This is a genomic window from Pectobacterium atrosepticum (assembly GCA_019056595.1).
GTDB lineage: Bacteria > Pseudomonadota > Gammaproteobacteria > Enterobacterales > Enterobacteriaceae > Pectobacterium > Pectobacterium atrosepticum.
Window position 1 is genome coordinate 1,349,603 of record CP036163.1, and the last position, 23,416, is coordinate 1,373,018.

15 protein-coding genes are annotated in these 23,416 nt (G+C 53.1%); 11 read left to right on the plus strand and 4 right to left on the minus strand.

Features of this window, described 5'->3' with window-relative positions; all coding sequences use genetic code 11:
* The first annotated feature begins 177 nt into the window (after positions 1-177).
* Positions 178-1,485 carry a maltoporin gene (locus tag DCX48_06765; protein ID QXE14241.1) on the plus strand — a complete coding sequence of 436 codons (1,308 nt, stop codon included), beginning with the start codon at positions 178-180 and terminating at the stop codon, positions 1,483-1,485.
* A gap of 502 nt (positions 1,486-1,987) precedes the next feature.
* On the opposite strand, the gene ugpC is transcribed toward DCX48_06765, so the two are convergent.
* Entirely contained in the window at positions 1,988-3,070 is a 1,083-nt protein-coding gene (gene ugpC, locus DCX48_06770; GenBank protein ID QXE14242.1) for a sn-glycerol-3-phosphate ABC transporter ATP-binding protein UgpC, read from the minus strand.
* A 493-nt stretch (positions 3,071-3,563) separates the two neighbouring features.
* Between ugpC and DCX48_06775 the strand changes: the two genes are divergently transcribed.
* From DCX48_06775 to DCX48_06800, 6 genes are all read left to right on the plus strand, one after another.
* Positions 3,564-4,796, plus strand: coding sequence for an extracellular solute-binding protein (locus DCX48_06775; protein ID QXE17169.1), 1,233 nt, complete (start codon positions 3,564-3,566; stop codon positions 4,794-4,796).
* Between the two features lie 87 nt (positions 4,797-4,883).
* Positions 4,884-6,200: a sugar ABC transporter permease gene (locus tag DCX48_06780; protein ID QXE17170.1), complete on the plus strand. Its 1,317-nt coding sequence runs from the start codon at positions 4,884-4,886 to the stop codon at positions 6,198-6,200.
* Between the two features lie 12 nt (positions 6,201-6,212).
* Positions 6,213-7,061: a sugar ABC transporter permease gene (locus DCX48_06785; GenBank protein QXE14243.1), complete on the plus strand. Its 849-nt coding sequence runs from the start codon at positions 6,213-6,215 to the stop codon at positions 7,059-7,061.
* A 35-nt stretch (positions 7,062-7,096) separates the two neighbouring features.
* Complete coding sequence (locus tag DCX48_06790) at positions 7,097-8,311, plus strand: galactosidase (GenBank protein QXE14244.1); 1,215 nt, start codon at positions 7,097-7,099, stop codon at positions 8,309-8,311.
* A gap of 228 nt (positions 8,312-8,539) precedes the next feature.
* Complete coding sequence (locus tag DCX48_06795) at positions 8,540-10,600, plus strand: beta-galactosidase (GenBank protein ID QXE14245.1); 2,061 nt, start codon at positions 8,540-8,542, stop codon at positions 10,598-10,600.
* A 152-nt stretch (positions 10,601-10,752) separates the two neighbouring features.
* A complete protein-coding gene (locus DCX48_06800; GenBank protein ID QXE14246.1) occupies positions 10,753-11,094 on the plus strand; it encodes a PTS glucose transporter subunit IIBC in 342 nt (113 codons plus the stop codon).
* A gap of 131 nt (positions 11,095-11,225) precedes the next feature.
* Here DCX48_06800 and DCX48_06805 read toward each other — a convergent pair whose 3' ends face one another.
* Complete coding sequence (locus DCX48_06805) at positions 11,226-12,983, minus strand: D-lactate dehydrogenase (GenBank protein QXE14247.1); 1,758 nt, start codon at positions 12,981-12,983, stop codon at positions 11,226-11,228.
* 70 nt (positions 12,984-13,053) lie between these two features.
* Positions 13,054-14,019 carry an aldo/keto reductase gene (locus tag DCX48_06810; GenBank protein ID QXE14248.1) on the minus strand — a complete coding sequence of 322 codons (966 nt, stop codon included), beginning with the start codon at positions 14,017-14,019 and terminating at the stop codon, positions 13,054-13,056.
* Positions 14,020-14,281: 262 nt separating this feature from the next.
* Between DCX48_06810 and DCX48_06815 the strand changes: the two genes are divergently transcribed.
* From DCX48_06815 to mdtC, 4 genes are all read left to right on the plus strand, one after another.
* Complete coding sequence (locus DCX48_06815; protein QXE17171.1) at positions 14,282-15,472, plus strand: NupC/NupG family nucleoside CNT transporter; 1,191 nt, start codon at positions 14,282-14,284, stop codon at positions 15,470-15,472.
* A gap of 246 nt (positions 15,473-15,718) precedes the next feature.
* Positions 15,719-16,954: a multidrug transporter subunit MdtA gene (locus DCX48_06820; GenBank protein QXE14249.1), complete on the plus strand. Its 1,236-nt coding sequence runs from the start codon at positions 15,719-15,721 to the stop codon at positions 16,952-16,954.
* Positions 16,954-20,076, plus strand: coding sequence for a multidrug transporter subunit MdtB (locus DCX48_06825; GenBank protein ID QXE14250.1), 3,123 nt, complete (start codon positions 16,954-16,956; stop codon positions 20,074-20,076). Before DCX48_06820 ends, DCX48_06825 begins: the two co-directional genes overlap by 1 nt.
* Complete coding sequence (gene mdtC, locus DCX48_06830; GenBank protein QXE14251.1) at positions 20,073-23,153, plus strand: multidrug transporter subunit MdtC; 3,081 nt, start codon at positions 20,073-20,075, stop codon at positions 23,151-23,153. The genes DCX48_06825 and mdtC overlap by 4 nt, the downstream gene beginning before the upstream one ends.
* Positions 23,154-23,167: 14 nt before the next feature.
* On the opposite strand, the gene DCX48_06835 is transcribed toward mdtC, so the two are convergent.
* Positions 23,168-23,383, minus strand: coding sequence for a hypothetical protein (locus tag DCX48_06835; GenBank protein QXE14252.1), 216 nt, complete (start codon positions 23,381-23,383; stop codon positions 23,168-23,170).
* Positions 23,384-23,416 lie beyond the last annotated feature (33 nt).

Below are 23,416 nucleotides of genomic sequence, written 5' to 3' on the forward strand. Positions count from 1 at the left end.
CACCGTTAACTTAGTGTAATTTTTGGTGTAACTCTTTTGCATTTTGTGAGAGCAATCATGTCACGCCGCATTTTATTCCCCCATAATCCTTCGCCATGAGTGGAAACGTTTTACCTCCGTTCACGTCATGTTATTTGGAACATCCACATTCTTACCCGAATAAGCGAAAGGTATATTATGAAAAGAAAACTGCTGACGACATCCATTGCCCTGAGTTTGGCAATGCTGGCAACCCCTTCTTATTCTGTCGATTTTTCAGGATACTTCCGTTCTGGCGTGGGTGTTTCAAACCACGGAAAACAACAGACAGCCGATAAGAGTTATGTGGGAAGATTAGGTAACGAGGATGACACCTACGGCGAAATCCAGTTAGGGCAGCAGTTGTATAACGAAAATGGGAAAACGTTTTACTTCGACAGCATGATTTCCATGTTCTCTAACAGCTCGAACGATAATGAAACCACAAAAAATGACGATGCCGAGTTTGGGCTGCGCCAGTTAAATCTTCAGGCGAAGGGCTTTGTACCTGGCCTACCGGATGCCACCGTCTGGGCAGGGAAACGCTATTATCAGCGTCATGACTTGCACATCATCGATACCAAATACTGGAATATCTCCGGTGCGGGCGCTGGGATCGAAAACGTCAAAGCGGGCGAAGGTGCGTTCTCTTTTGCCTGGATCCGTGCCGATGCCGAAAACATGGACGTCGACTGTGGCAATAGCCTGAACAGTCAGGAGTGTTCTTCCAGAGAAGATACCTACAATGATCTGAATATCAACTATCTGGACGCACGCTATGCAGGCTGGAAACCGTGGGACGGCGCGTGGACAGAGTTCGGTATCTCCTACGCGATGCCAAATGAAGCAGATACGCAGAAGAACATTTTCCTCGCGGAAGGGCAAAAATTCGATCCTAAGAACTCGATGATGATCACCGGCGAACTCAGCCACTACTTTTCCGGCCTAAAGTCCAACCAAAAACTGGTGCTGCAATACGCCGACAAAGGTCTGGCGCACAACATGGTCGATCAGGGCGGTGGCTGGTATGACGTCTGGAGCATTAATGACAGCGCCAAAGGCTATCGCGTCATTCAGGCTGGTGACCTGCCAATCACCGATCATATCTCTCTCAGCCATGTTCTGACTTATGGTAAAGCAGATGAAATCAGCCGCTGGCGCGACAGCACCGAATTATTGTCTGCGGTAGGTCGCGGCCAATATGCCTGGACCAAGAACCAGAAAACCTATTTGGAAGCGGGCACATACCAGAAAAAAGACAGCTGGAAAGCCGGAACAGAAACCAAATACAGCGGCCAGAAATACACGCTGGCACACGCTTTCAGCGCCGATATTCCTATGCTGACACGCCCAGAACTGCGCTTCTTCGTTTCTTACCTCGACGGTGGGAATGAAAATAGAAACCGCTTCAACGACGACCGCAGCAATACTGTCAATTTCGGTATCCAAGCGGAAGCCTGGTGGTAATACAGCACTAACCCTCAGCTCGACGGGCTCATCATTCCCGTCGGGTATTTCCCAAAAGGCTTTCTGCGGAGAGCCTTTTTCCGTTATAGATTATTATACGAATGCTTACTTCTATGCTGGTGCTGCGTATCGGTTTCGTGCGTGTTAAACACCGTATTTCTCTGTGATATCGTCACACGCCCGACAAGGCGCGCTCAGTCGCCGCAGCGCCTTGACCACTGGCTTTTCGGCGTGATTCGCGCCGCTATGCGGTTCCTTCGGTGTCCATGTCCGCTGCTCGGACCGCCTGCGACGTGCTCCCAGCACGGCGCAGGCTTTCGCGGCGTCCATGCCGCTCATCCAACGGCCATGTACACCTCAGCGCGAATTTTTACGCTTGGAACACACAGAACAGCGGCATATGTCGCAATAGATGATTTTATCAGTGCGGGATCAGCGCCCGCTAAGGGCGCTGTTTAGTAGGGGGATTTTGCTATTTAAATTTAGCGATTCAGTCGCTTAACTAAGCGCTGATACGCAAACCATCGGCGTTGAATACCAGACAGTTAGTGGGGGAGAAGAAAACCTCGATGTGTTCATAGGGTTTGAAGGCGCTGTCGCCCGCCAGCAGAAGTTTGAAATTATCAATGCCGCAGCATTGGCCGAACAGGTAGGTGCTATTGCCTAAACGCTCGACGACTTCACAACCAAATGACAAACGAATCCCCTCACCTTCCGGTGAAACGTGTTCCGGTCGCAGCCCCAGCGTTATCGTACTGCCAACACTCAGTTCACTGGTACGAACCGGCAGCTCAAGCTGTAGCTGTTCGGCGACATTGACCGTCAGGCTATCCGGTGTCCAATTGATGACCTGCGCAGGCAGGAAGTTCATTTTTGGCGAGCCGATAAACCCCGCAACAAACTGGTTAACCGGATGATAGTAAAGCTCCATCGGTGATCCAACCTGCTCGACTTTACCGTAATTCATCACCACGATTTTATCGGCCAGCGTCATGGCCTCGACCTGATCGTGCGTTACATAAACCATGGTCGTTTTCAATTCCTGATGCAGCTTGGCAATGTGCAACCGCATATCCACACGCAGCTCCGCATCAAGGTTCGACAGCGGTTCATCAAACAGGAAAACTTTCGGGTTACGCACGATAGCGCGCCCTATCGCCACGCGCTGCCGCTGACCACCTGACAGCTCTTTAGGCTTGCGTTCCAACAGTTGAGAGAGTTGCAGCGTCTTCGCCACCATCTCGATTTGGTGCTTAATCTGGTCTTTCGGGACGCCGTTAACGCGCAGGCCGTAGCCCATATTCTCGGCGACGGTCATGTGCGGATACAACGCATAAGATTGGAACACCATGGCAACACCACGATGCGCAGGGGCAACATCATTCACTACCGCATCATCAATCATGATGTCACCGCCCGTGACATCTTCCAGTCCGGCAATCATTCTCAACAGCGTCGACTTACCACAGCCAGACGGCCCAACAAAAACAGCGAACTCTCCATCTGCAATTGTTAGATTCACATCGTGAAGCGTAATCGTTTTGCCAAAATGCTTACTCACTTTATCCAACTGGATCGACGCCATAACGGTAACCTCTTGATAATTTTGCTTTTAAGAATATAAGCGCTGAGTCACAACGGCCTGATGGTCATCGACTCAAAATGGCTCGGCAGCCCCTACAGACGTATCAGTATCCGGCCAGGCTTACCTGCACGCTGGTGCATAATCGCAATATAACAGCATGGTGTAACCGTTTGCACAAACAGGGGGTTACTTTTGTGCATAAGATCACAGCCTTTACATGTTTCGCTGGCAGACGTGGCGCACTCTGCTTAATGTAATCGCCACTGGTGTAACCGTTACCCTAGATTATGGGAAACGCGCAATAAAGCGTCACGTGCCACACAGCGACGATCACCAAACAACGCGTACGCTTAGATGCCTCATTCCCTGCTGTGTACTGCCGTGCGATGTAACGTTACACCAACATCGCACAAGGATGACAAAAACGGTGAGAGCGGCAAGTACGCAACGATTTCCTACCATGATGGGCCCACCAGGGCTTTGAGGACTAATGATGAAAATGAAAACACTGACCACCGTCATTATGATTTCACTGGGTATCACCGGCGTGCTCAGCAAATCAGCGCTGGCAGCCGACAAAGAACTTCTGGTATGGGAAGATATCAAGAAATCCGACGGTATCGCCGATGCGATCAAAGCCTTTGAAAAACAGAATAATGTCAAAATCAAAGTACTGGAAACGCCTTACGCTCAGCAGATTGAGAAACTCCGTCTGGATGGCCCAGCCGGTATCGGTCCGGATGTAATAGTGATGCCACACGATCAGGTTGGCACCGCCGTGGTTCAGGGGCTGATTAGCGAACTGAAGCTGGATCAGACTTTCCTGTCGAGTTTCACCAAACCCGCACTGGAAGCGCAAACCTATAACGGTAAGCTGTACGGCGTACCGAAAGCAGTTGAAACCACCGTACTGGTGTACAACAAAGACCTGATGCCACAACCGCCGGAAAAATTCGACGACCTGTTCGCCTTTTCCAAACAGCAGCGTGCCGAAGGTCGCTATGGTCTGCTGGCGAAATTTGACGAGATTTATTACGCCTATGGCGTCATCGCTGGGATGGGCGGCTACATTTTCGGCCAGAACAGCAACGGATCACCGAATGTAAAAGACATCGGTCTGGATAAACAAGCCACCATCGACGCCGTCAACTACATCAAGAAATTCTACGCCGATGGCCTGTTCCCGCCCGGCATCGTTGGTGAAACCGGTGCTAACGCCATCGACTCCCTGTTTACCGAGAAAAAAGCTGCTGCCGTGATTACCGGTCCGTGGGCATTCCAACCGTACAAAAACGCGGGCGTAAACTATGGCGTTGCCCCCCTGCCGCTGCTGCCAAACGGCGAACACCCGCGTTCACTGCTGGGCGTGAAAGGCTACAGCATCTCCACTTACTCCAAAAACAAAGAGCTGGCACAGAAATTCATTGAGTTCATCAATCAGCCGGAATACGCCAAAGTTCGCTTCCAGTTGACCGGTGAAATCCCGCCGATCGCCGCACTGGTTGACGATCCGCTGATTAAGAATGACGAAAAATCCCGTGCTGTCGCGATCCAATCTGGTTATGCCGTCCCGATGCCGAGCGTACCGGAAATGCAGGAAGTCTGGACGCCAGCCAACAGCGCGCTGCAACTGAGCGTGACGGGCAAGCAGGACACTAAAGCGGCGTTGGAATCTGCCGTGAAGGTAATAAAAATGCAGATCGAAGCTAACCACAGTAACCAGTAAACCACTGCACCACCGTGGGTCAACATGGGATCCCCTTGTTTATCCCCACTCGGTTTCGGGATGTGGGGATACCATGTTTTTAAGAAAATGGAGGTAGATGTGACCATCAACGCCAGCGGCCTTGTGCCACAAGAAAGAGGACATCGTCACGCCAGAACGGCTGTATTGCTGGCGCTCGTCCCCGGACTCGGACAGATTTATAATCGCCAGTTCGTCAAAGGCGCGCTTTTCTTTATCGTCATGATCTGCTTCATCGGCATATTCCATGATTTCCTGCGGAACGGTGCCTGGGGGCTTATCACGCTAGGCACCGAACTGCCGCGCGATCACTCTATTTTTCTGCTGGCAAAAGGCATTATCAGTGTGATCGTCGCCGCCTTTGGTGTCGGCGTCTACTATTACAGCCTGCGCGATGCCTACGTCTGCGGCACCAGACGTGATAAAGGCCTGCCGTTGAACAGCGTGAAGAAGCAATATCAGATGCTGTTGAGCGAAGGTTTCCCTTATCTGATGATCACGCCCGGCTTTATCCTGCTGGTGTTTGTCGTGGTTTTCCCGATTATTTTCGGCTTCTCCATTGCCTTTACCAATTACAACCTCTACCACACGCCGCCAGCCAAGCTGGTCGACTGGGTGGGGATGACGAATTTCATCAACATCTTCCGACTCGACCTTTGGCGATCCACGTTCTTTGACGTGCTGCAATGGACGGTAATTTGGACGCTGATTGCGACCACACTCCAGTGCGCCGTGGGTATCCTGCTGGCGATTTTGGTGAACCAGAAAGGCCTACGTTTCAAACCGCTGATCCGCACCATTCTAATCTTGCCGTGGGCGGTACCGGGCTTCGTCACCATTCTGGTATTCGCGGGCATGTTTAATGAAACGTTTGGCGTGATTAATAACGGTATTCTGGCCGCACTGGGGATTGAGCCTAAGGCGTGGATGACCGATCCGTTCTGGACCAAAACCGCGCTGATCCTAATGCAAACCTGGTTAGGCTTCCCGTTTGTGTTCGCCATGACCACCGGCGTATTGCAGGCTATTCCTGACGATTTGTACGAAGCGGCGACCATTGACGGTGCCAGCAGTTGGTACAAGCTGACCACCATCACGCTGCCGCTGGTGCTCTATTCCATTGCCCCCATCATCATCACGCAGTACACGTTCAACTTTAATAATTTCAACATCATTTATCTGTTCAACAACGGTGGTCCGGCGGTGATCGGCTCTAACGCGGGTGGGACGGATATTCTGGTGTCGTGGATTTATAAGCTGACGATGTCTTCATCCCAATATGCGATCGCGGCCAGCATCACGATTCTGCTGTCGATTTTTGTCGTGGGAATCGCGCTGTGGCAGTTCCGCGCAACCAACTCCTTCAAACAAGACAACATGGCATAGGAAAGCGCGCAGATGAAAAAACACAGCGTAAAACGCCAGAATTTTATCAAACTCGGTCTGACCTACCTGCTGTTGACGATAGTGGCCGTCATCATTATTTATCCGCTGATCTGGACGGTAGGCGCGTCGCTTAATCCGGGCAGCAGCCTGCTCAACACGTCGATCATTCCGGATAACTTCTCCTTTATTCACTATGAGGAGCTGTTTAACGGCCAGATCGACTATGCTGCCTGGTACTGGAATTCGATGAAAATCAGTTTCCTGACCATGATTTTGACGCTAGTCAGCGTCAGTTTCACCGCGTATTCATTCTCACGCTTCCGCTTTCGCGGCCGCCAGAACGGGCTAATGCTGTTTCTGCTGTTGCAGATGATTCCGCAGTTCTCCGCGCTAATCGCCATCTTCGTACTGGCACAGATGTTGGGGCTGGTGAACAGCCATATTGCGCTGGTGCTGGTTTACGTCGGCGGCATGATCCCGATGAACACCTATCTGATGAAAGGCTATCTGGATGCCATTCCGAAAGATCTGGATGAGTCTGCACGTATGGACGGTGCAGGCAACTTCCGCATCTTTATCGAGATCATTATGCCGCTGTCTAAACCAATCATCGCGGTGATTGCCCTGTTCTCGTTCACCGGTCCGCTGGGTGATTTTATTCTTTCCAGCACCATCCTGCGCACGCCAGATCAATACACGCTACCCATCGGGCTTTATAACCTGGTTGCACAGAAAATGGGCGCTAGCTACACCACCTACGCCGCCGGAGCCGTGCTGATCGCGGTGCCGGTCGCCATTCTTTATCTTTCATTGCAAAAGTACTTTGTCTCCGGCCTGACGTCAGGCGGAACCAAAGGGTAATTACTCAACATCTGTACCTATTCCAGGAACGTAAAATGAAAATGAAAAAACGCGTACTGATGGCCGCCATGTTGGCAACTGGCCTGTTGACCGTCTCCCTGCCGCAAACCCTGTATGCCGCAGAGAATGTGACGATCAACACGTTGACGAACGTCCCTGCCGACTTCATTAAAGGCGCGGATATCTCCATGCTAAATGAAGTAGAAAAGCACGGCGGAAAATTTTATGACGAGCATGGCAAACAGAAAGACGCCATGCTGATTCTGAAAGAGAACGGGATTAACTACATCCGTCTGCGCATCTGGAACGATCCGAAAGATACAGCAGGCAACGGCTATGGCGGCGGTAATAACGATTTAGCCACCACGTTAGCGCTAGCTAAACGTGCCAAAGCGAACGGCATGAAAGTGCTGCTGGATTTCCACTACAGCGATTTCTGGACCGATCCAGCCCACCAAAACAAACCCAAAGCGTGGTCTGGCCTAAATGTGGCACAGCTCACCACTGCCGTACATGACTACACCAAAGCCACCATTAGCGAATTCCAGAAAGCAGGCGTCATGCCGGATATGGTGCAGATTGGTAACGAACTGAACGGCGGGATGCTGTGGCCGGAAGGAAAAAGCTGGGGTCAGGGTGGCGGTGAGTTTGATCGCCTCGCCGGGTTACTGAAAGCCGGTATTCAGGGCGTGAAGGACGTACAAGGCGCGAATAACGTCAAAATCATGCTGCATCTGGCAGAAGGCACCAAAAACGACACCTTCATCTGGTGGTTTGATGAAATCGTCAAACGCAATGTCCCATTCGATGTGATCGGAGCCTCGTTTTACACCTACTGGAATGGCCCTATCAGCGCGTTGCAGTACAACATGAACGACGTCACCAAGCGCTACAATAAAGACATCATCGTGGTTGAAGCCGCCTATGCTTATACGCTGGAAAACTGCGATAACGCCGAAAACAGCTTCCAGCAAAAAGAGCTGGATGCAGGCGGCTATCCGGCTTCCGTACAGGGTCAAGCCAATTACCTGCACGATCTGATGCAAAGCGTCATCAACGTGCCCAATCAGCGCGGCAAAGGCATCTTCTATTGGGAGCCAATCTGGCTACCTACCCCCGGCGCAACCTGGGCGACGAAAGCAGGCATGAAATATAACAACGATGAGTGGAAGGAAGGCAACGCACGCGAAAACCAGGCGCTGTTCGACTGCAAAGGCAACGTACTGCCTTCCATCAAAGTGTTTAAGTAAGCCGCAAACCGTATTCAACACGTCGACAACCCGTTTAACTGAACAAGAGCGGCGATAATGGGATAGAAGAGTAAAGCGTTTGCGCCAGGGATGGCGCAACTCGAGCGTACAGGGATGTATTCACAGCGTCTTTACGATCTACCCATCATCGCCGTGTAAAGCACATTGTCGCTATCTCGAATACGCAAACCGAATTCAACACGTTGACAACCCGTTTAGGAGAGAACGATGTTCAAATTCCCCCCACTAAGCAGCAAGGTGCCCGTTCTGCTGCACGGTGCTGACTATAATCCTGACCAATGGCTAGACAACCCAGAGGTACTGGAAAAAGACATTGAGATGATGAAGCAGACCCAGTGCAACGTCATGTCCGTGGGCATTTTCAGTTGGTCTGGGATTGAACCGGAAGAAGGTCGCTACGAATTTGGCTGGTTGGACAGCATCCTCAACACGCTGTATGCCAATGGGATCTTCGTTTTTCTGGCAACACCCAGCGGTGCTCGTCCAGCCTGGCTATCGCAAAAATACTCGGACGTGCTGCGCGTGGGTAGCAACCGTGTACAGGCGCTGCACGGCGGTCGCCACAACCACTGCCTGAGTTCGCCGAATTATCGCGAAAAAGTAAAACAAATGAACACCCAGTTGGCAAAACGCTACTCGCATCATCCTGCGGTGATCGGCTGGCACATTTCCAACGAATACAGCGGCGAGTGCCACTGCGATACCTGTCGCAGCACCTTCCAAAGCTGGCTAAAAGCGCGCTACGGCACGATAGACGCGTTGAATAAAGCGTGGTGGAGCACCTTCTGGAGCCACACCTACACCGACTGGTCACAGTTAGAACCGCCGTCACCGATTGGTGAAGTCTCTATTCACGGCCTGAATCTGGACTGGAAACGTTTTAACACCTCACAGGTTAGTGATTTCTGTGCCGCAGAAATTGCACCACTAAAAGCCGAAAACCCATCTCTGCCAACGACGACGAACTTCATGGAATACTTCTATGATTACGACTACTGGCAGTTGGCGAAGGTGATCGACTTTATCTCCTGGGACAGCTACCCGCTGTGGCATAACGCGGAAGATGACTGCACGCTGGGTGCCTATACCGCGATGTATCACGATCTGATGCGCACGCTGAAAGGTGGAAAACCCTTCTACCTGATGGAATCAACGCCGAGCCTGACCAACTGGCAGCAGATCAGCAAGCTGAAAAAGCCAGGCATGCACATTCTGTCTTCGCTTCAGGCGGTCGCACACGGTTCAGACTCCGTGCAGTATTTCCAGTGGCGTAAGAGCCGCGGTTCCGTCGAGAAATTCCACGGTGCCGTCGTCGATCATGTCGGGCATATCAACACCCGCGTTGGGCGCGAAGTACAGGAGTTGGGTGACATACTCAATAAACTCGCCCCTGTTGCAGGCAGCCGGGTCGACGCGAAAGTCGCTATCATTTTCGACTGGGAAAGCCGCTGGGCGATGGATAATGCTCAAGGGCCGCGTAACGCGGGGCTGTTCTATGAAAAAACTGTCACCGACCATTATCGGACGTTCTGGGAACAGGGCGTGGCGGTGGATATCATCAACGCCGATGTCGACCTCAGCGGTTATCAGGTCGTGATTGCACCGATGCTCTACATGGTGCGCGATGGCTTTGCTGAACGCGTCGATGCTTTCGTCAAACAAGGTGGCCGCTTCGTCACTACATACTGGTCGGGTGTCGTTAACGAAACCGATCTGTGCTACCAAAACGGTTTCCCTGGTCCACTTCGTCCTATCATGGGGATCTGGGCGGAAGAAATCGACGGGCTGTACGATCATGAAAGCAACAGCATCAGCGGTCTGGATGGTAATGAGCAACGTCTGGTTGGCCCGTATCAGGTCACCCATCTGTGCGAGCTGATTCATCTGGAAGGCGCGCGGGCACTGGCGACCTATGACAGCGATTTCTATGCAGGACGTCCAGCCGTTACGGTCAATGATTATGGCAAGGGTCAGGCCTATTACATCGCGTCGCGCAACGATCTCGCCTTCCAACGTGATTTCTTCACCACGCTGATAAAGACGCAGGATCTACCGCGTGCGCTGCCGACCGATCTGCCTTACGGCATTGTCGCTCATCGTCGCGATGACGGGGAAAGTGAGTTTATCTTCGTACAGAATTACACGGCAACACCGCAGTACATTACGCTGCCTGCCGCCTACGAGGAAATGACCACGGGCAGCACGCTTTCAGGGGCGCTCGACCTGTCAGGCTACGGCTGTCGGATTCTCCGCCGCGCACTACAGTAAAGCTCATGCTTGTCAGTTAAGCATCGCAATATTAGGCGGCCACCGTGATGGATGTTTCGACGAAACCTCATCACCGTGTGTCGCCTAACAGTAATGTTAGGTGAGCGGCATTATCATACGCACGCTGATAAACAAACGAAGAGGTGACTACGATGGGCAAGATTCACAATTTTCGGAAATTGTTCGCATCAATGTTGGGTAAGCAAATTACCGAGATTGAAATCGCTTCACCGCTAGACAAAGAGAATTTGCAGCAGTTGGTGAACGCCTTTGGCGGCAAAGAAAATATCGTCAGTCTGGATGCCTGCATTACCCGACTGCGGGTCGAGGTTCACAGCCTGCGTCTAGTCAACAGCGACAGTCTGCAAAAGCTCGGTGCTATCGGCGTGATTATTGTCGGTCATCAGGTGCAGGCTATTTTCGGCACCCAGTCAGATAACCTGCGGCGCGAACTGGCTGCCTGGTTTGAAGACGACGGCGCAGAGGCACACTAACGACACGTTTTCGTCCCGATCGGTGACCCATTCTGACCTGTCACGCAGGACAGCCGACGGGCTAAAAACGGTGAAACGCATTAAGCCATCCCGCTAACGGACACAACACGCCCGTTAGCGGCATCAGCTATTTAATGGTTGGTATGGTGCTCTTCACAGCCGGTACAGCCCCAGTTTTTCAGCTTAGTGGTTTTGCCTATTCCTGGGTTCAGGCTATTGGTAGGATCGCTTTTCTGATAAAACGCTTTCAACTGTGGTTTGGCCTGATAGAGATGACCAACATTGTGCTCTGCCGGATATTCCGCCCCGCGCTGATCGAGTAAGGCCAGCATTCTCTCTTTCAGTTCATGAACATCCACGCCTTTCTTCACAATATAATCCTGATGAAAAACATGGCACATGAAGTGACCGTAATACAACCGATGTACCAGCATATCGCTAATATCCGCCGGTAAATGCTCGAACCATTCACGGTCGTTACGCCGCAGAGCGATGTCCAGAGCCAAGATATTTTCCACGTCATTGCTGTGTACTGCATGGTAACGGATCGCGGCTCCCGCTGCTGCGAAGCGATGCAGAAAGGCCTTCGCACCTTCTTCCGGCGTACAGACAAAAAACTCGCCGTCGGCATCATGAAAATATTCTTCCAGCCAACGATGTGCTTCATCAATGCCGTCGCCCGCCATTTTCACCATCAAATGGTGTTCGAAACGGTCACGATACGTTTTCATCCGCGCCGGTAGATGAGAAGGCAGCAGGCGGCCGAGAAACTGCATGGTACGATCAACAAGATGCGACGGAAGGAAAGGCACTTTGCTAAAGATCGTGTCCACCTGCCCTTTCAGGTTAAAAAATAAGGGCAATTTATCCGTACCCAGTTTATCGATCATCATAAACGTATCTTTGCCGTATGTTTCGGCGATATCGAATATATCGCGGTGCATATACTCACCCGCCACCGGCAGATTTTTAAAATCTGCGAGCATATGACGGCGTAATTCCGTCAATACCTGCGGCTGATTAGTCCCAATATAAAAAACCTGTTGGGATTTTTCCGCCGGAAACGTATCCAGACGCACGGCAAAAATCGACAGTTTTCCTGCACAGCCAGCGGCCTCAAACAAGCGGCGTTCATCGGCGTTAAAGCGCGACGGCGTGTCTGCATCCACATCCCGCACACGTTCAATATAGTCGTGGTCAGATGCCTGACGCTCGTCATAAATCACGTCCTTCACGTCATACTGTTGCGATTCCAAACGGGTCAGAATCGCTTCCGGCGTATCACCCAAATTGATCCCCAGATGGTTGATCAGCTCCACCTGACCTTGCTCGTTAACCCGGCCGTAAAGTGCCATTTCGGTATAGGCTGGGCCACGATGAACCAAAGAACCACCGGAGTTATTACAAATTCCCCCAATCACCGATGCGCCAATACACGAAGAGCCGATCACAGAATGCGGTTCACGCCCAAGCGGTTTCAATACGCGCTCAAGATGCCACAGAGTACTTCCCGGCAGCGCTACAACCTGTCGTCCTTCATCCAGCAGTTGAACGCTATCCAAGCGCAGGGTATTGATGATCACGATTTCCCGATCGTAATCATTACCGCTCGGGGTAGAACCCTCAGTTAATCCCGTATTAGCGGCCTGCATCAGCACAATACAACCCGCTTCAATACTGGCTTTAAATACCCGCCACTGCTCAAGTAGCGAAGCGGGAAAAACCACCGCCAGTGCCTCCCCGCTACCCGAGCGAAAGCCTTTGCGATAACGCTCTGTTTTATTTTTATCGGTTAAGATATGGGGCTTACCGACAATGCGGGTTAGCGTTCTGATAAGATCGTGAGAATCAATGGAAATGCGACTTTCTGAGGTTACATCGTCCTTCATAGCGGTCTGTCCTGTTAATTAATTTAACAAGTACGATAAAAAGACTCGTATTCAAAAAACGTTCTATTTATTAGTAACGACTCGCGCGGTTCAGTAGCTCAATATCTTCTACTGGCAACACCAGCCGCGTCGCGCTTGCCAGCTCAGCGACCTGCTCCAGCGACGTCGCACTGGCGATCGGGGCCGTAATGCCTGGACGTGCAATCAACCATGCCAGCGCGACCTGCGATGGCGTCGTCTGATGCGCATTCGCCACGCTATCCAGCGCTTCCAAAATAGTGCGACCGCGCTCGTTCAGGTATTTTTCCACTACCCCCTGCCCGCGTGCGCTTTTCGACGCATCCTTCGGCTGACGATACTTTCCTGACAGAAATCCGCTAGCCAGCGAATAATAGCTAATGACCCCGACGCCTTGCTCACGCACCAGCGGCTCTAACGCAGCCTCGTAGCCTTGCCGATCGTACAAGTTGTATTCCGGTTGCAGGGTTTCATAACGCGCCAGATGATTGGCTTTACTGACTTTGAGCGCTTCGTCCAGACGCGCCGCACTGTAGTTGGACGCCCCTATCGCGCGTACCTTACCCTCTTTAATTAACGCATCAAACGCAGCCAGCGTTTCTTCCAGCGGCGTATCTTTGTCGTCAGTATGTGCCTGATAGAGATCAATATAGTCAGTTTGCAAGCGTTGTAATGAGGCCTCGACCGCCTGCCGAATATAGCGAGGAGATAGCCCCTTCTTCCCATCGCCCAAATCTATGCCGACTTTGGTAGCGAGAATGACCTTGTCGCGCTGTCCGCTTTTTTTCAGCCAGTTGCCGATGATCGTTTCAGATTCACCGCCTTGATTGCCGGGTGCCCAGCGCGAATAAACATCAGCGGTATCAATGAAATTTAGCCGATGCGCTACCAGTGCATCCAGCAGGCTGAACGACGTCGCCTCATCGACCGTCCAGCCAAAAACATTACCGCCGAAAGAAAAGGGCGGAACCACAATTCCTGAACGTCCAAGCTCGCGTGTGGTATTTGATACTGACATAATCACTCTCCTTTTGAATCATGCAGAAAACATCATGAAAAAACCGCCAGTCTGCAATCCAAAGTATGGCGGCGTAACTTTCTGTGTGGAATAAGAATAATGAATGAACAGAAATGCGCAAATAACGAGACGTAGCATTTAGTTTAGATAAAATCCCAAGCTATAATTGTTTTTTTGCGTCCTTCCTCTCATTTTTAGTGCACGCGTTACATAAAATGACGTGGAAAATTTGGCCTGCCTCATATTTGGAGCACACATGTCCTTGTCCCATATTGCGCAATTTATTCTGGCGCTGGTTGTTGTTACGGCGCTGGCGCTGCTTGTCTGCCGCGATCGTAAAAGCATTCGTATTCGTTTCATTATTCAGCTACTCGTCATCGAAATTCTGCTCGCTTACTTCTTCCTGTACTCAAACGTTGGGTTAGGTGTCGTCAAAGGGTTCGCAGCAGTCTTCGACAAATTACTCGGATTTGCAGGCCAAGGGACAGACTTCGTATTCGGTGACATGGTGAATAGTGAGAAGAACCTGATTTCCTTCTTCTTCAAAGTGCTCTGCCCTATCGTCTTCATTTCCGCGCTAATCGGTATTCTGCAACACATCAAAGTGTTGCCGATCATCATCCGCGCGATTGGTACCGTCCTGTCCAAAGTGAACGGCATGGGCAAACTGGAATCATTTAACGCGGTCAGCTCATTGATTCTCGGCCAGTCCGAAAACTTCATTGCCTATAAAGATATTCTGGGCAAAATGTCCGAAAAACGCATGTACACCATGGCCGCTACCGCCATGTCCACCGTTTCGATGTCCATCGTCGGTGCGTATATGTCTATGCTGGATGCCAAATTCGTCGTTGCCGCGCTGATTCTAAACATGTTCAGTACCTTCATCGTGCTGTCGCTGATTAACCCCTACAAAGTCGGTGAAGAGCCGGAATTGCAGTTGGGTACTCTGCATGAAAACCAGAGCTTCTTTGAAATGCTGGGCGAATACATTCTGGCGGGCTTCAAAGTGGCCGTTATCGTCGCCGCCATGCTGATCGGCTTCATTGCCCTGATTGCCGCGGTCAACGCGATTTTCAGCGCCATTTTCGGCGTCAGCTTCCAGGAAATCCTTGGCTACGTGTTCTACCCGTTCGCTTGGATCATGGGTATCCCGTCTCACGAAGCCCTTCAGGTTGGTAGCATCATGGCGACCAAACTGGTTTCTAATGAATTTGTCGCGATGCTGGAACTGCAAAAAGTGGCAGGCGAACTGTCTCCGCGCAGCGTGGGCATTCTGTCTGTGTTCCTGGTGTCCTTCGCCAACTTCTCGTCTATCGGTATTATTGCCGGTGCGATTAAAGGCCTGAACGAGCAACAGGGCAACGTGGTTTCCCGTTTTGGCCTGAAGCTGGTTTACGGTTCCACGCTGGTGAGCATCCTTTCCGCGTCTATCGCCGGTCTGGTGCTGTAACCCTTCATCGCGTTATAAAATTCTTATCTCGGTCCGGCAGTCTTACACTGCCGGATTTTTTTTCCTACAAACCCTGACACATCTTCCATATTTCCTTCATTTTTGTCCGGCATCCACTGTTTAAACTAGTAAAATGCGACCACTGGTCTAATAACGTGCTGGGTATGACAGCCAACGCACATGCAGCGTGAAGTATGACGGGTAGATCGTACTTCCCGCGCAACCTGGAGAGAGTAATCCATCACTATGAATGCCAAACGTATCCGAGGCCTGCTGATACTTGCCGCCGTTATCGCTATTGCCGTCCTGATCTGGCGCCATTTTACCCAGACGACGCCTGCCGCCCCCGGCACGAGCGAACAGCACGCCGCCCGTACGTCACATTCGGAAAATAGTGGCAGTGGCGGCGGACGCCGTGCTGCCATGCGCACGCTGGCTCCGGTGCAGGCTGCACTGACGCAATCCGCTTCCGTACCTCATTACCTGTCCGGTTTAGGCACCGTGACGGCGGCCAATACCGTGACGCTACGCAGCCGGGTGAACGGGCAACTGATGGCGCTACACTTTCAGGAAGGGCAACAGGTTAAGGTTGGCGACCTGCTGGCGGAAATCGACCCGCGTCCTTTTCAGGTTGAGCTGACGCAGGCACAAGGGCAGTTGGCAAAAGATCAGGCCGCACTGCTTAACACCCGACAGGATTTAGCACGCTATCAACAACTGGTGAAAACCAATCTGATCTCCCGTCAGGAGTTGGATACGCAGACCGCCGCCGTTCGTCAGGCGGAAGGCGCGTTAAAAGCCGATGAAGGTGCCGTAGCCAGCGCACAGCTTCAGTTGGATTACAGCAAGATCACTGCCCCAATCAGCGGTCGGATAGGTTTAAAACAGGTCGATGTGGGCAATTACATCACTAGCGGCGATACCAATGGTATTGTCGTAATTACGCAGACGTATCCGATCGATGTGGTCTTTACCGTACCGGAAGCGGAAATCTCCACGATTCTGAATGCGCAAAAATCAGGTCAGCCGCCGGTGGTGGAAGCTTGGGATCGCGCCAATCAAAAGAAACTCTCGCAGGGCATCCTGCTGAGCATGGATAACCAGATCGATACCACCACCGGCACGATCAAGCTCAAGGCACGTTTTGATAATCTGGATGATGCCCTATTCCCGAACCAGTTCGTGAATATCCGCATGAAGGTCGATACGCTGAAAAATGCCGTCGTCGCGCCTTCTGCCGCCGTACAAATGGGGAATGACGGCCGCTTCGTCTGGATTCTGAATAATAAGAACGAAGTCAGTAAGCGTCAGGTGACCACCAGTATTCAGTACGGTCAGTTAGTTGTGGTTACCGCTGGGCTAGACGCCGATGTTCAGGTCGTGACTGACGGCATCGACCGCCTGACAGAAGGCGCGAAAGTGGAAATCGTGCCCTCAGCGTTGACGGAGAAAACGCCCGCAATCGCTGGGGAGAAATCCTGATGCAGGATAACGTTCCAGCCAGCGGCGGCGGACCGTCTCGCCTGTTTATTCTGCGACCGGTCGCCACCACGCTGCTGATGATCGCCATTCTATTGGCCGGTATTATCGGCTATCGGGCACTGCCGGTTTCAGCACTGCCCGAGGTTGATTATCCGACGATTCAGGTCATTACTCTGTATCCGGGGGCTAGCCCCGACGTGGTGACCTCAGCGATTACCGCACCGCTGGAGCGGCAATTCGGCCAGATGTCCGGGCTAAAACAGATGTCGACGCAGAGCGCAGGCGGCGCATCAGTCATCACGCTTCAGTTCCAACTTGAGCTATCGCTGGACGTCGCCGAACAGGATGTGCAGGCCGCTATCAACGCGGCAAGCAACCTGCTGCCGAACGATCTGCCCTACCCACCGACCTACAGCAAAGTGAATCCGGCGGATCCGCCGATTATGACGCTGGCCGTCACCTCCAGCGCCATGTCGATGACGCAGGTGCAGGACATGGTAGACAATCGCATCGCGCAGAAAATCTCGCAGGTGGCGGGTGTCGGGTTGGTGTCATTAGCCGGTGGACAACGCCCCGCCGTGCGGGTAAGGCTAAACGCGCCAGCGCTGGCGGCTTACGGCCTGACCAGCGAAACAATCCGCACTGCGATTACCGCTGCCAACGTGAATTCCGCCAAGGGTAGTCTGGATGGTCCGACACGTTCGGTAACGCTCTCCGCCAACGATCAGATGAAGTCCGTTGATGATTATCGCAAGCTGATTGTCGCGTGGAAGAATGGCGCACCGGTAAGGCTTCAGGATGTCGCCACTATTGAGCAGGCCGCCGAGAATATTTATCTTGGTGCCTGGGCGAACCGGCAGCAGGCGATCATTATCAACGTTCAGCGCCAGCCGGGTGCCAACGTCATTACGACCACGGACAGCATTAACAAGATGCTGCCTGCGTTAAAAGCCAGCCTGCCGAATTCCGTTGAGGTCGCCACGCTGACCGACCGCACCACCAGCATTCGCGCCTCGGTCAAAGACGTCCAGTTCGAGCTGCTGCTGGCTATTGCCCTCGTCGTAATGGTGATTTATCTGTTCTTGCGTAACGCCGTCGCCACGCTAATCCCAAGCATTGCCGTACCGCTGTCGCTGGTTGGCACCTTTGCCGCTATGTATTTTCTCGGTTTTTCCATCAATAACCTGACGCTGATGGCGCTCACCATCGCCACCGGTTTCGTGGTGGATGATGCCATCGTGGTGATTGAAAACATCGCCCGCTATATCGAAAAAGGGGAAAAACCGCTTAACGCGGCGCTAAAAGGCGCGGGAGAAATTGGCTTTACCATTATTTCCCTGACGTTCTCCCTCATTGCCGTCTTGATCCCACTGCTGTTTATGGGCGATATCGTCGGACGCCTGTTCCGCGAGTTTGCCGTCACGCTGGCGGTATCTATCCTGATTTCCGCCGTCGTGTCGCTCACGCTCACTCCGATGATGTGCGCCCGGATGCTAAGTCATCAGTCGCTGCGTAAACAGAACCGCTTTACCCGCGCCAGCGAGCGTTTCTTCACGCGCCTGATTGATACCTACGGCACGTGGCTGCGTAAAGTACTGAACCATCCGTGGCTAACGCTCAGCGTTGCACTCGGTACGCTGCTGCTGACCATCCTGCTCTATATCTGGATCCCGAAAGGCTTCTTCCCGATACAGGATAACGGCATTATACAGGGCACCGTGCAGGCACCGCAGACGGTCTCGTTCAGCAATATGGCCGACCGCCAACAGCGCGTTGCGTCCATTATCATGAAGGATCCGACGGTGGAGAGCGTGTCCTCGTTCATCGGCGTTGACGGCACCAACGCGGCGCTGAACAGTGGTCGATTGCAAATCAACCTGAAACCGCTCAGTGAACGTAGCGAACGCATTCCAGAGATTATCAGTCGCCTGCAACAGCAAACCGCACAGATTCCCGGTATTCAGCTGTATCTGCAACCGGTGCAGGATCTCACCATCGACACCCAGATTAGCCGCACGCAATACCAGTTTACGTTGCAGGCGATGTCGCTGGACGAACTCAGCGTCTGGGTGCCGAAGCTGATGACCGAATTGAAAAAGCTGCCGCAGCTAGAGGATGTCAGCAGCGACTGGCAAGACGGTGCCGCAGTCGCCTATGTCAACGTCGATCGTGACAGCGCCAGCCGTCTGGGTATCACGATGTCGCAGGTTGACAGCGCGCTGTACAACGCCTTTGGTCAGCGGTTGGTTTCCACCATCTATACGCAGGCAAGCCAGTACCGCGTGGTACTGGAACATGATACGACCAACAACACGGGGCTGGACGCGCTAAACGATGTGCGCCTCATCAGCAGCGACGGTGGTACGATTCCGCTCAGCAGCATTGCCACCATTGAAGAGCGTCAGGGGCCACTGGCGATCAACCATATCGACCAGTTCCCGTCGACGACGATCTCTTTCAACGTCGCCAGCGGCTATGCACTGGGCGAAGCGGTTGATGCCATCACTCAGGCCGAGCAGCAGATGAATCTACCTGCGGATATCACCACCCGTTTTCAGGGCAGCACGCTGGCGTTCCAGTCGGCGCTGAGCAGCACCGTGTGGCTCATCGTCGCGGCGATTGTCGCCATGTATATCGTGCTCGGCGTGCTGTACGAAAGCTTTATCCATCCGATCACGATCTTGTCTACGCTGCCAACGGCGGGGGTCGGCGCGCTACTGGCACTGATGATGGCGGGGAAAGATCTGGATGTGATCGCCATTATCGGGATCATCTTGCTCATCGGGATCGTGAAGAAGAACGCCATCATGATGATCGACTTCGCGCTGGCGGCAGAGCGAGAACAGGGTATGAAACCCTATGACGCCATTTATCAGGCTTGTCTGCTGCGTTTCCGGCCGATTTTGATGACCACGATGGCCGCACTGCTAAGTGCACTGCCGCTGATGCTCAGTACCGGCGTTGGCGCTGAGCTACGCCAGCCGCTAGGGGTCTGTATGGTCGGTGGCCTGATCATGAGCCAGATTCTGACGCTGTTTACCACACCGGTGATTTACCTGCTGTTTGACCGCTTAGCGACACGCTTCCGTCGTGTACCGCGTCAGGAGGAAGAAACCGAGTGAAGTTCTTCGCCCTGTTCATTCACCGCCCCGTCGCCACCCTGCTGCTGACGCTGGCCATCGCGCTCTGCGGGGTCTTGGGTTTCCGTCTTCTGCCAGTGTCTCCGCTGCCGCAGGTGGATTTCCCGGTGATTTCAGTCAGCGCCTCGCTGGCCGGTGCCTCGCCGGAAACCATGGCCTCTGCCGTCGCGACACCGCTGGAACGTGCGCTCGGCAGGATCGCAGGCGTTAGCGAAATGACGTCCACCAGCTCACTCGGCAGCACGCGCGTCATTCTGGTGTTTAACCTCGACAGGGATATCAACGGTGCGGCGCGCGATGTACAAGCGGCAATCAACGCAGCACAGAATCTGCTGCCATCCGGCATGTCGAGTCGCCCTACCTATCGCAAAGTCAATCCGTCCGATGCGCCCGTCATGATCCTGACGCTAACCTCGGACACCTACAGTCAGGGGCAGTTGTACGACTTTGCCTCGACCCAACTGTCGCAGAAAATTTCTCAGATGGAAGGCGTCGGCGATGTCTCTATCGGCGGGAGTTCGCTCCCCGCCGTGCGCGTTGCGCTAAATCCGGTGGCGCTGTTTAATCAGGGCATTTCTCTCGATGAGGTACGGCAGGCTATCGCACAGGCGAACGTGCGCCAGCCGCTGGGAAATGTGGAAAACAGTCAGAAACGCTGGCAGATACAAACCAACGATGAGCTCAAAACCGCCGATGCGTACGCGCCACTGATTATCCACTATAGCAATGGAGCCGCCGTCCGCCTGAGCGATGTGGCGACGGTGGAAGATTCGGTGCAAAACTCCCGCAACGCCGGGATGGCGAATTCGAAGCCCGCGATTCTGGTCATGATTCGCCGCGCGCCGGATGCCAACATTATTACCACAGTAGACAATATCCGTGCTGCCATGCCGGAGCTACGTGCCAGCCTGCCTGCCGAAATTCAGTTGGATGTCGCACAGGATCGTTCGCCCACTATTCGCGCCTCACTGGCGGAAGTGGAACAATCACTGATCATCGCCGTCGCGCTGGTGATTCTAGTCGTCTTCCTGTTCCTGCGTTCGTGGCGGGCAACGGCTATTCCGGCACTGGCCGTCCCCGTATCGCTTATTGGCACCTTCGCCGCGATGTATCTGTGTGGCTTCAGCCTGAACAACCTATCGCTAATGGCACTCACCATTGCCACCGGTTTCGTGGTGGATGACGCTATCGTGGTGCTGGAGAATATTTCCCGCCATATCGAGGCCGGAATGAAGCCGCTACAGGCGTCGCTGCAAGGTGTGCGAGAAGTCGGGTTCACCGTTTTATCCATGAGTCTATCGCTGGTTGCGGTATTCCTCCCGCTCCTGTTGATGGACGGCTTGCCGGGGCGGCTATTCCGCGAATTCGCCGTGACGCTGTCGGTAGCGATCATGATTTCCCTGCTGATCTCGCTCACGCTGACGCCAATGCTGTGCGCACGACTGCTGCGTGCCGTTCCCAAACGCAGCCAGCCGCGCACTCAAGGGTTTAATCGTGTATTGCTCGCCATGCAGCAAGGCTACGGGCGATCGCTGAAGTGGGTACTCAACCATGCGCGCTGGGTTTTACTGCTATTGCTGGGGACCATCGCGCTCAACGTTTGGCTGTATATCAGCATTCCGAAAACCTTCTTCCCTGAGCAGGACACGGGCAGGATGATGGGTTTCATTCAGGCAGATCAGAGTATTTCTTTTCAGGCCATGACGGTGAAACTCCAGAATTTCATGACCATTGTCAGCAGCGATCCGGCGGTGGATAACGTTAACGGTTTTACCGGCGGATCGCGCACCAACAGCGGTTCGATGTTTATCTCACTGAAGCCGCTTTCCGAGCGCGATGTTTCAGCCCAGCAGGTGATCAGCCGCCTGCGCATCAAGCTGGCAAAAGAGCCGGGTGCCAACCTGTTTTTAATGCCGGTGCAGGATATCCGAATCGGCGGGCGGGAAGCGAACGCGGGCTATCAGTACACACTGCTGTCTGACGATTTGAACGAGTTGCGTACCTGGGAACCCAAGATCCGTGCAGCTTTCAGCAAACTGCCTGAGCTGGCCGATGTGAACTCCGATCAACAGGATAAAGGCGCGGAAATGGCGTTAACCTACGATCGTGATGCGATGGCACAGCTAGGCATCAGCGTCTCTGCCGCCAATGCGCTACTTAACAACGCCTTCGGACAACGTCAGATTTCGACCATTTACCAACCGTTAAACCAGTACAAAGTGGTGATGGAAGTGGATGACGCCTATACGCAGGATGTCAGCTCGCTGGACAAGATGTTCGTGATAAATAGTGACAACAAACCGATCCCGCTGTCTTATTTCGCCAGTTGGAAGCCGATCAACGCACCGCTGTCAGTGAACCATCAGGGGCTGTCCGCTGCCTCAACCATCTCTTTTAACCTGCCGGAAGGCACCGATCTTTCCAGCGCGACGGCGGCGATAGAGAGAACCATGACGTCGCTGGGCGTGCCGTCATCGGTTCGCGGCCAGTTCTCCGGCACGGCACAGGCGTTCCAGCAATCGCAGTCTTCCCAGCTGTTGCTGATTCTGGCGGCGATTATCACCGTGTATATCGTGCTGGGCATACTGTATGAGAGCTATGTACATCCGTTGACCATTCTGTCCACCCTGCCCTCGGCGGGCGTGGGGGCACTGCTGGCGTTGGAGTGGTTCGGCGCGCCGTTTAGTCTGGTGGCACTGATTGGTATCATGCTGTTGATTGGGATCGTGAAGAAGAACGCGATCATGATGGTGGATTTCGCGCTGGTGGCACAGCGTAGCGGTAAACTGAGCGCGCAGGATGCTATTTTTCAGGCCTGCCTGTTGCGTTTCCGCCCGATTATGATGACCACCTTAGCCGCGCTGTTTGGCGCACTGCCGCTAGTACTGACCAGCGGCGACGGCGCAGAGCTGCGTCAACCGCTCGGCATCACGATTGTCGGCGGGCTATTGATGAGCCAAGTCCTCACGCTGTATACCACTCCGGTGGTGTATCTGTTTTTCGACAAACTGAGGACGATTCGGCGCAAAGCACCGGAGAAGGATTTGTCACTGTCGTGATAACAATCAATATGTCATTTCTGGAGAGGTTTCGTGCGCTTAACGTTCGCTGTTTTTCTAGTAGCGCCCCGAACGCGCCCGACCAAGGGCGGCTCAATCGCCGTCGCCCTTGGAACCCTGGCTTTTTGGCGGGAAATTATGCCGCTATGCGGTGCCTTCGGGAAAAGCATCCTCTTTACGGACCGCCGTTGACGCGTTCCCGACGCGACATCGGCTTGCGCGGCATCCATGCCGCTTATCCGAGAGTCTGCCTTTCCCTCAGC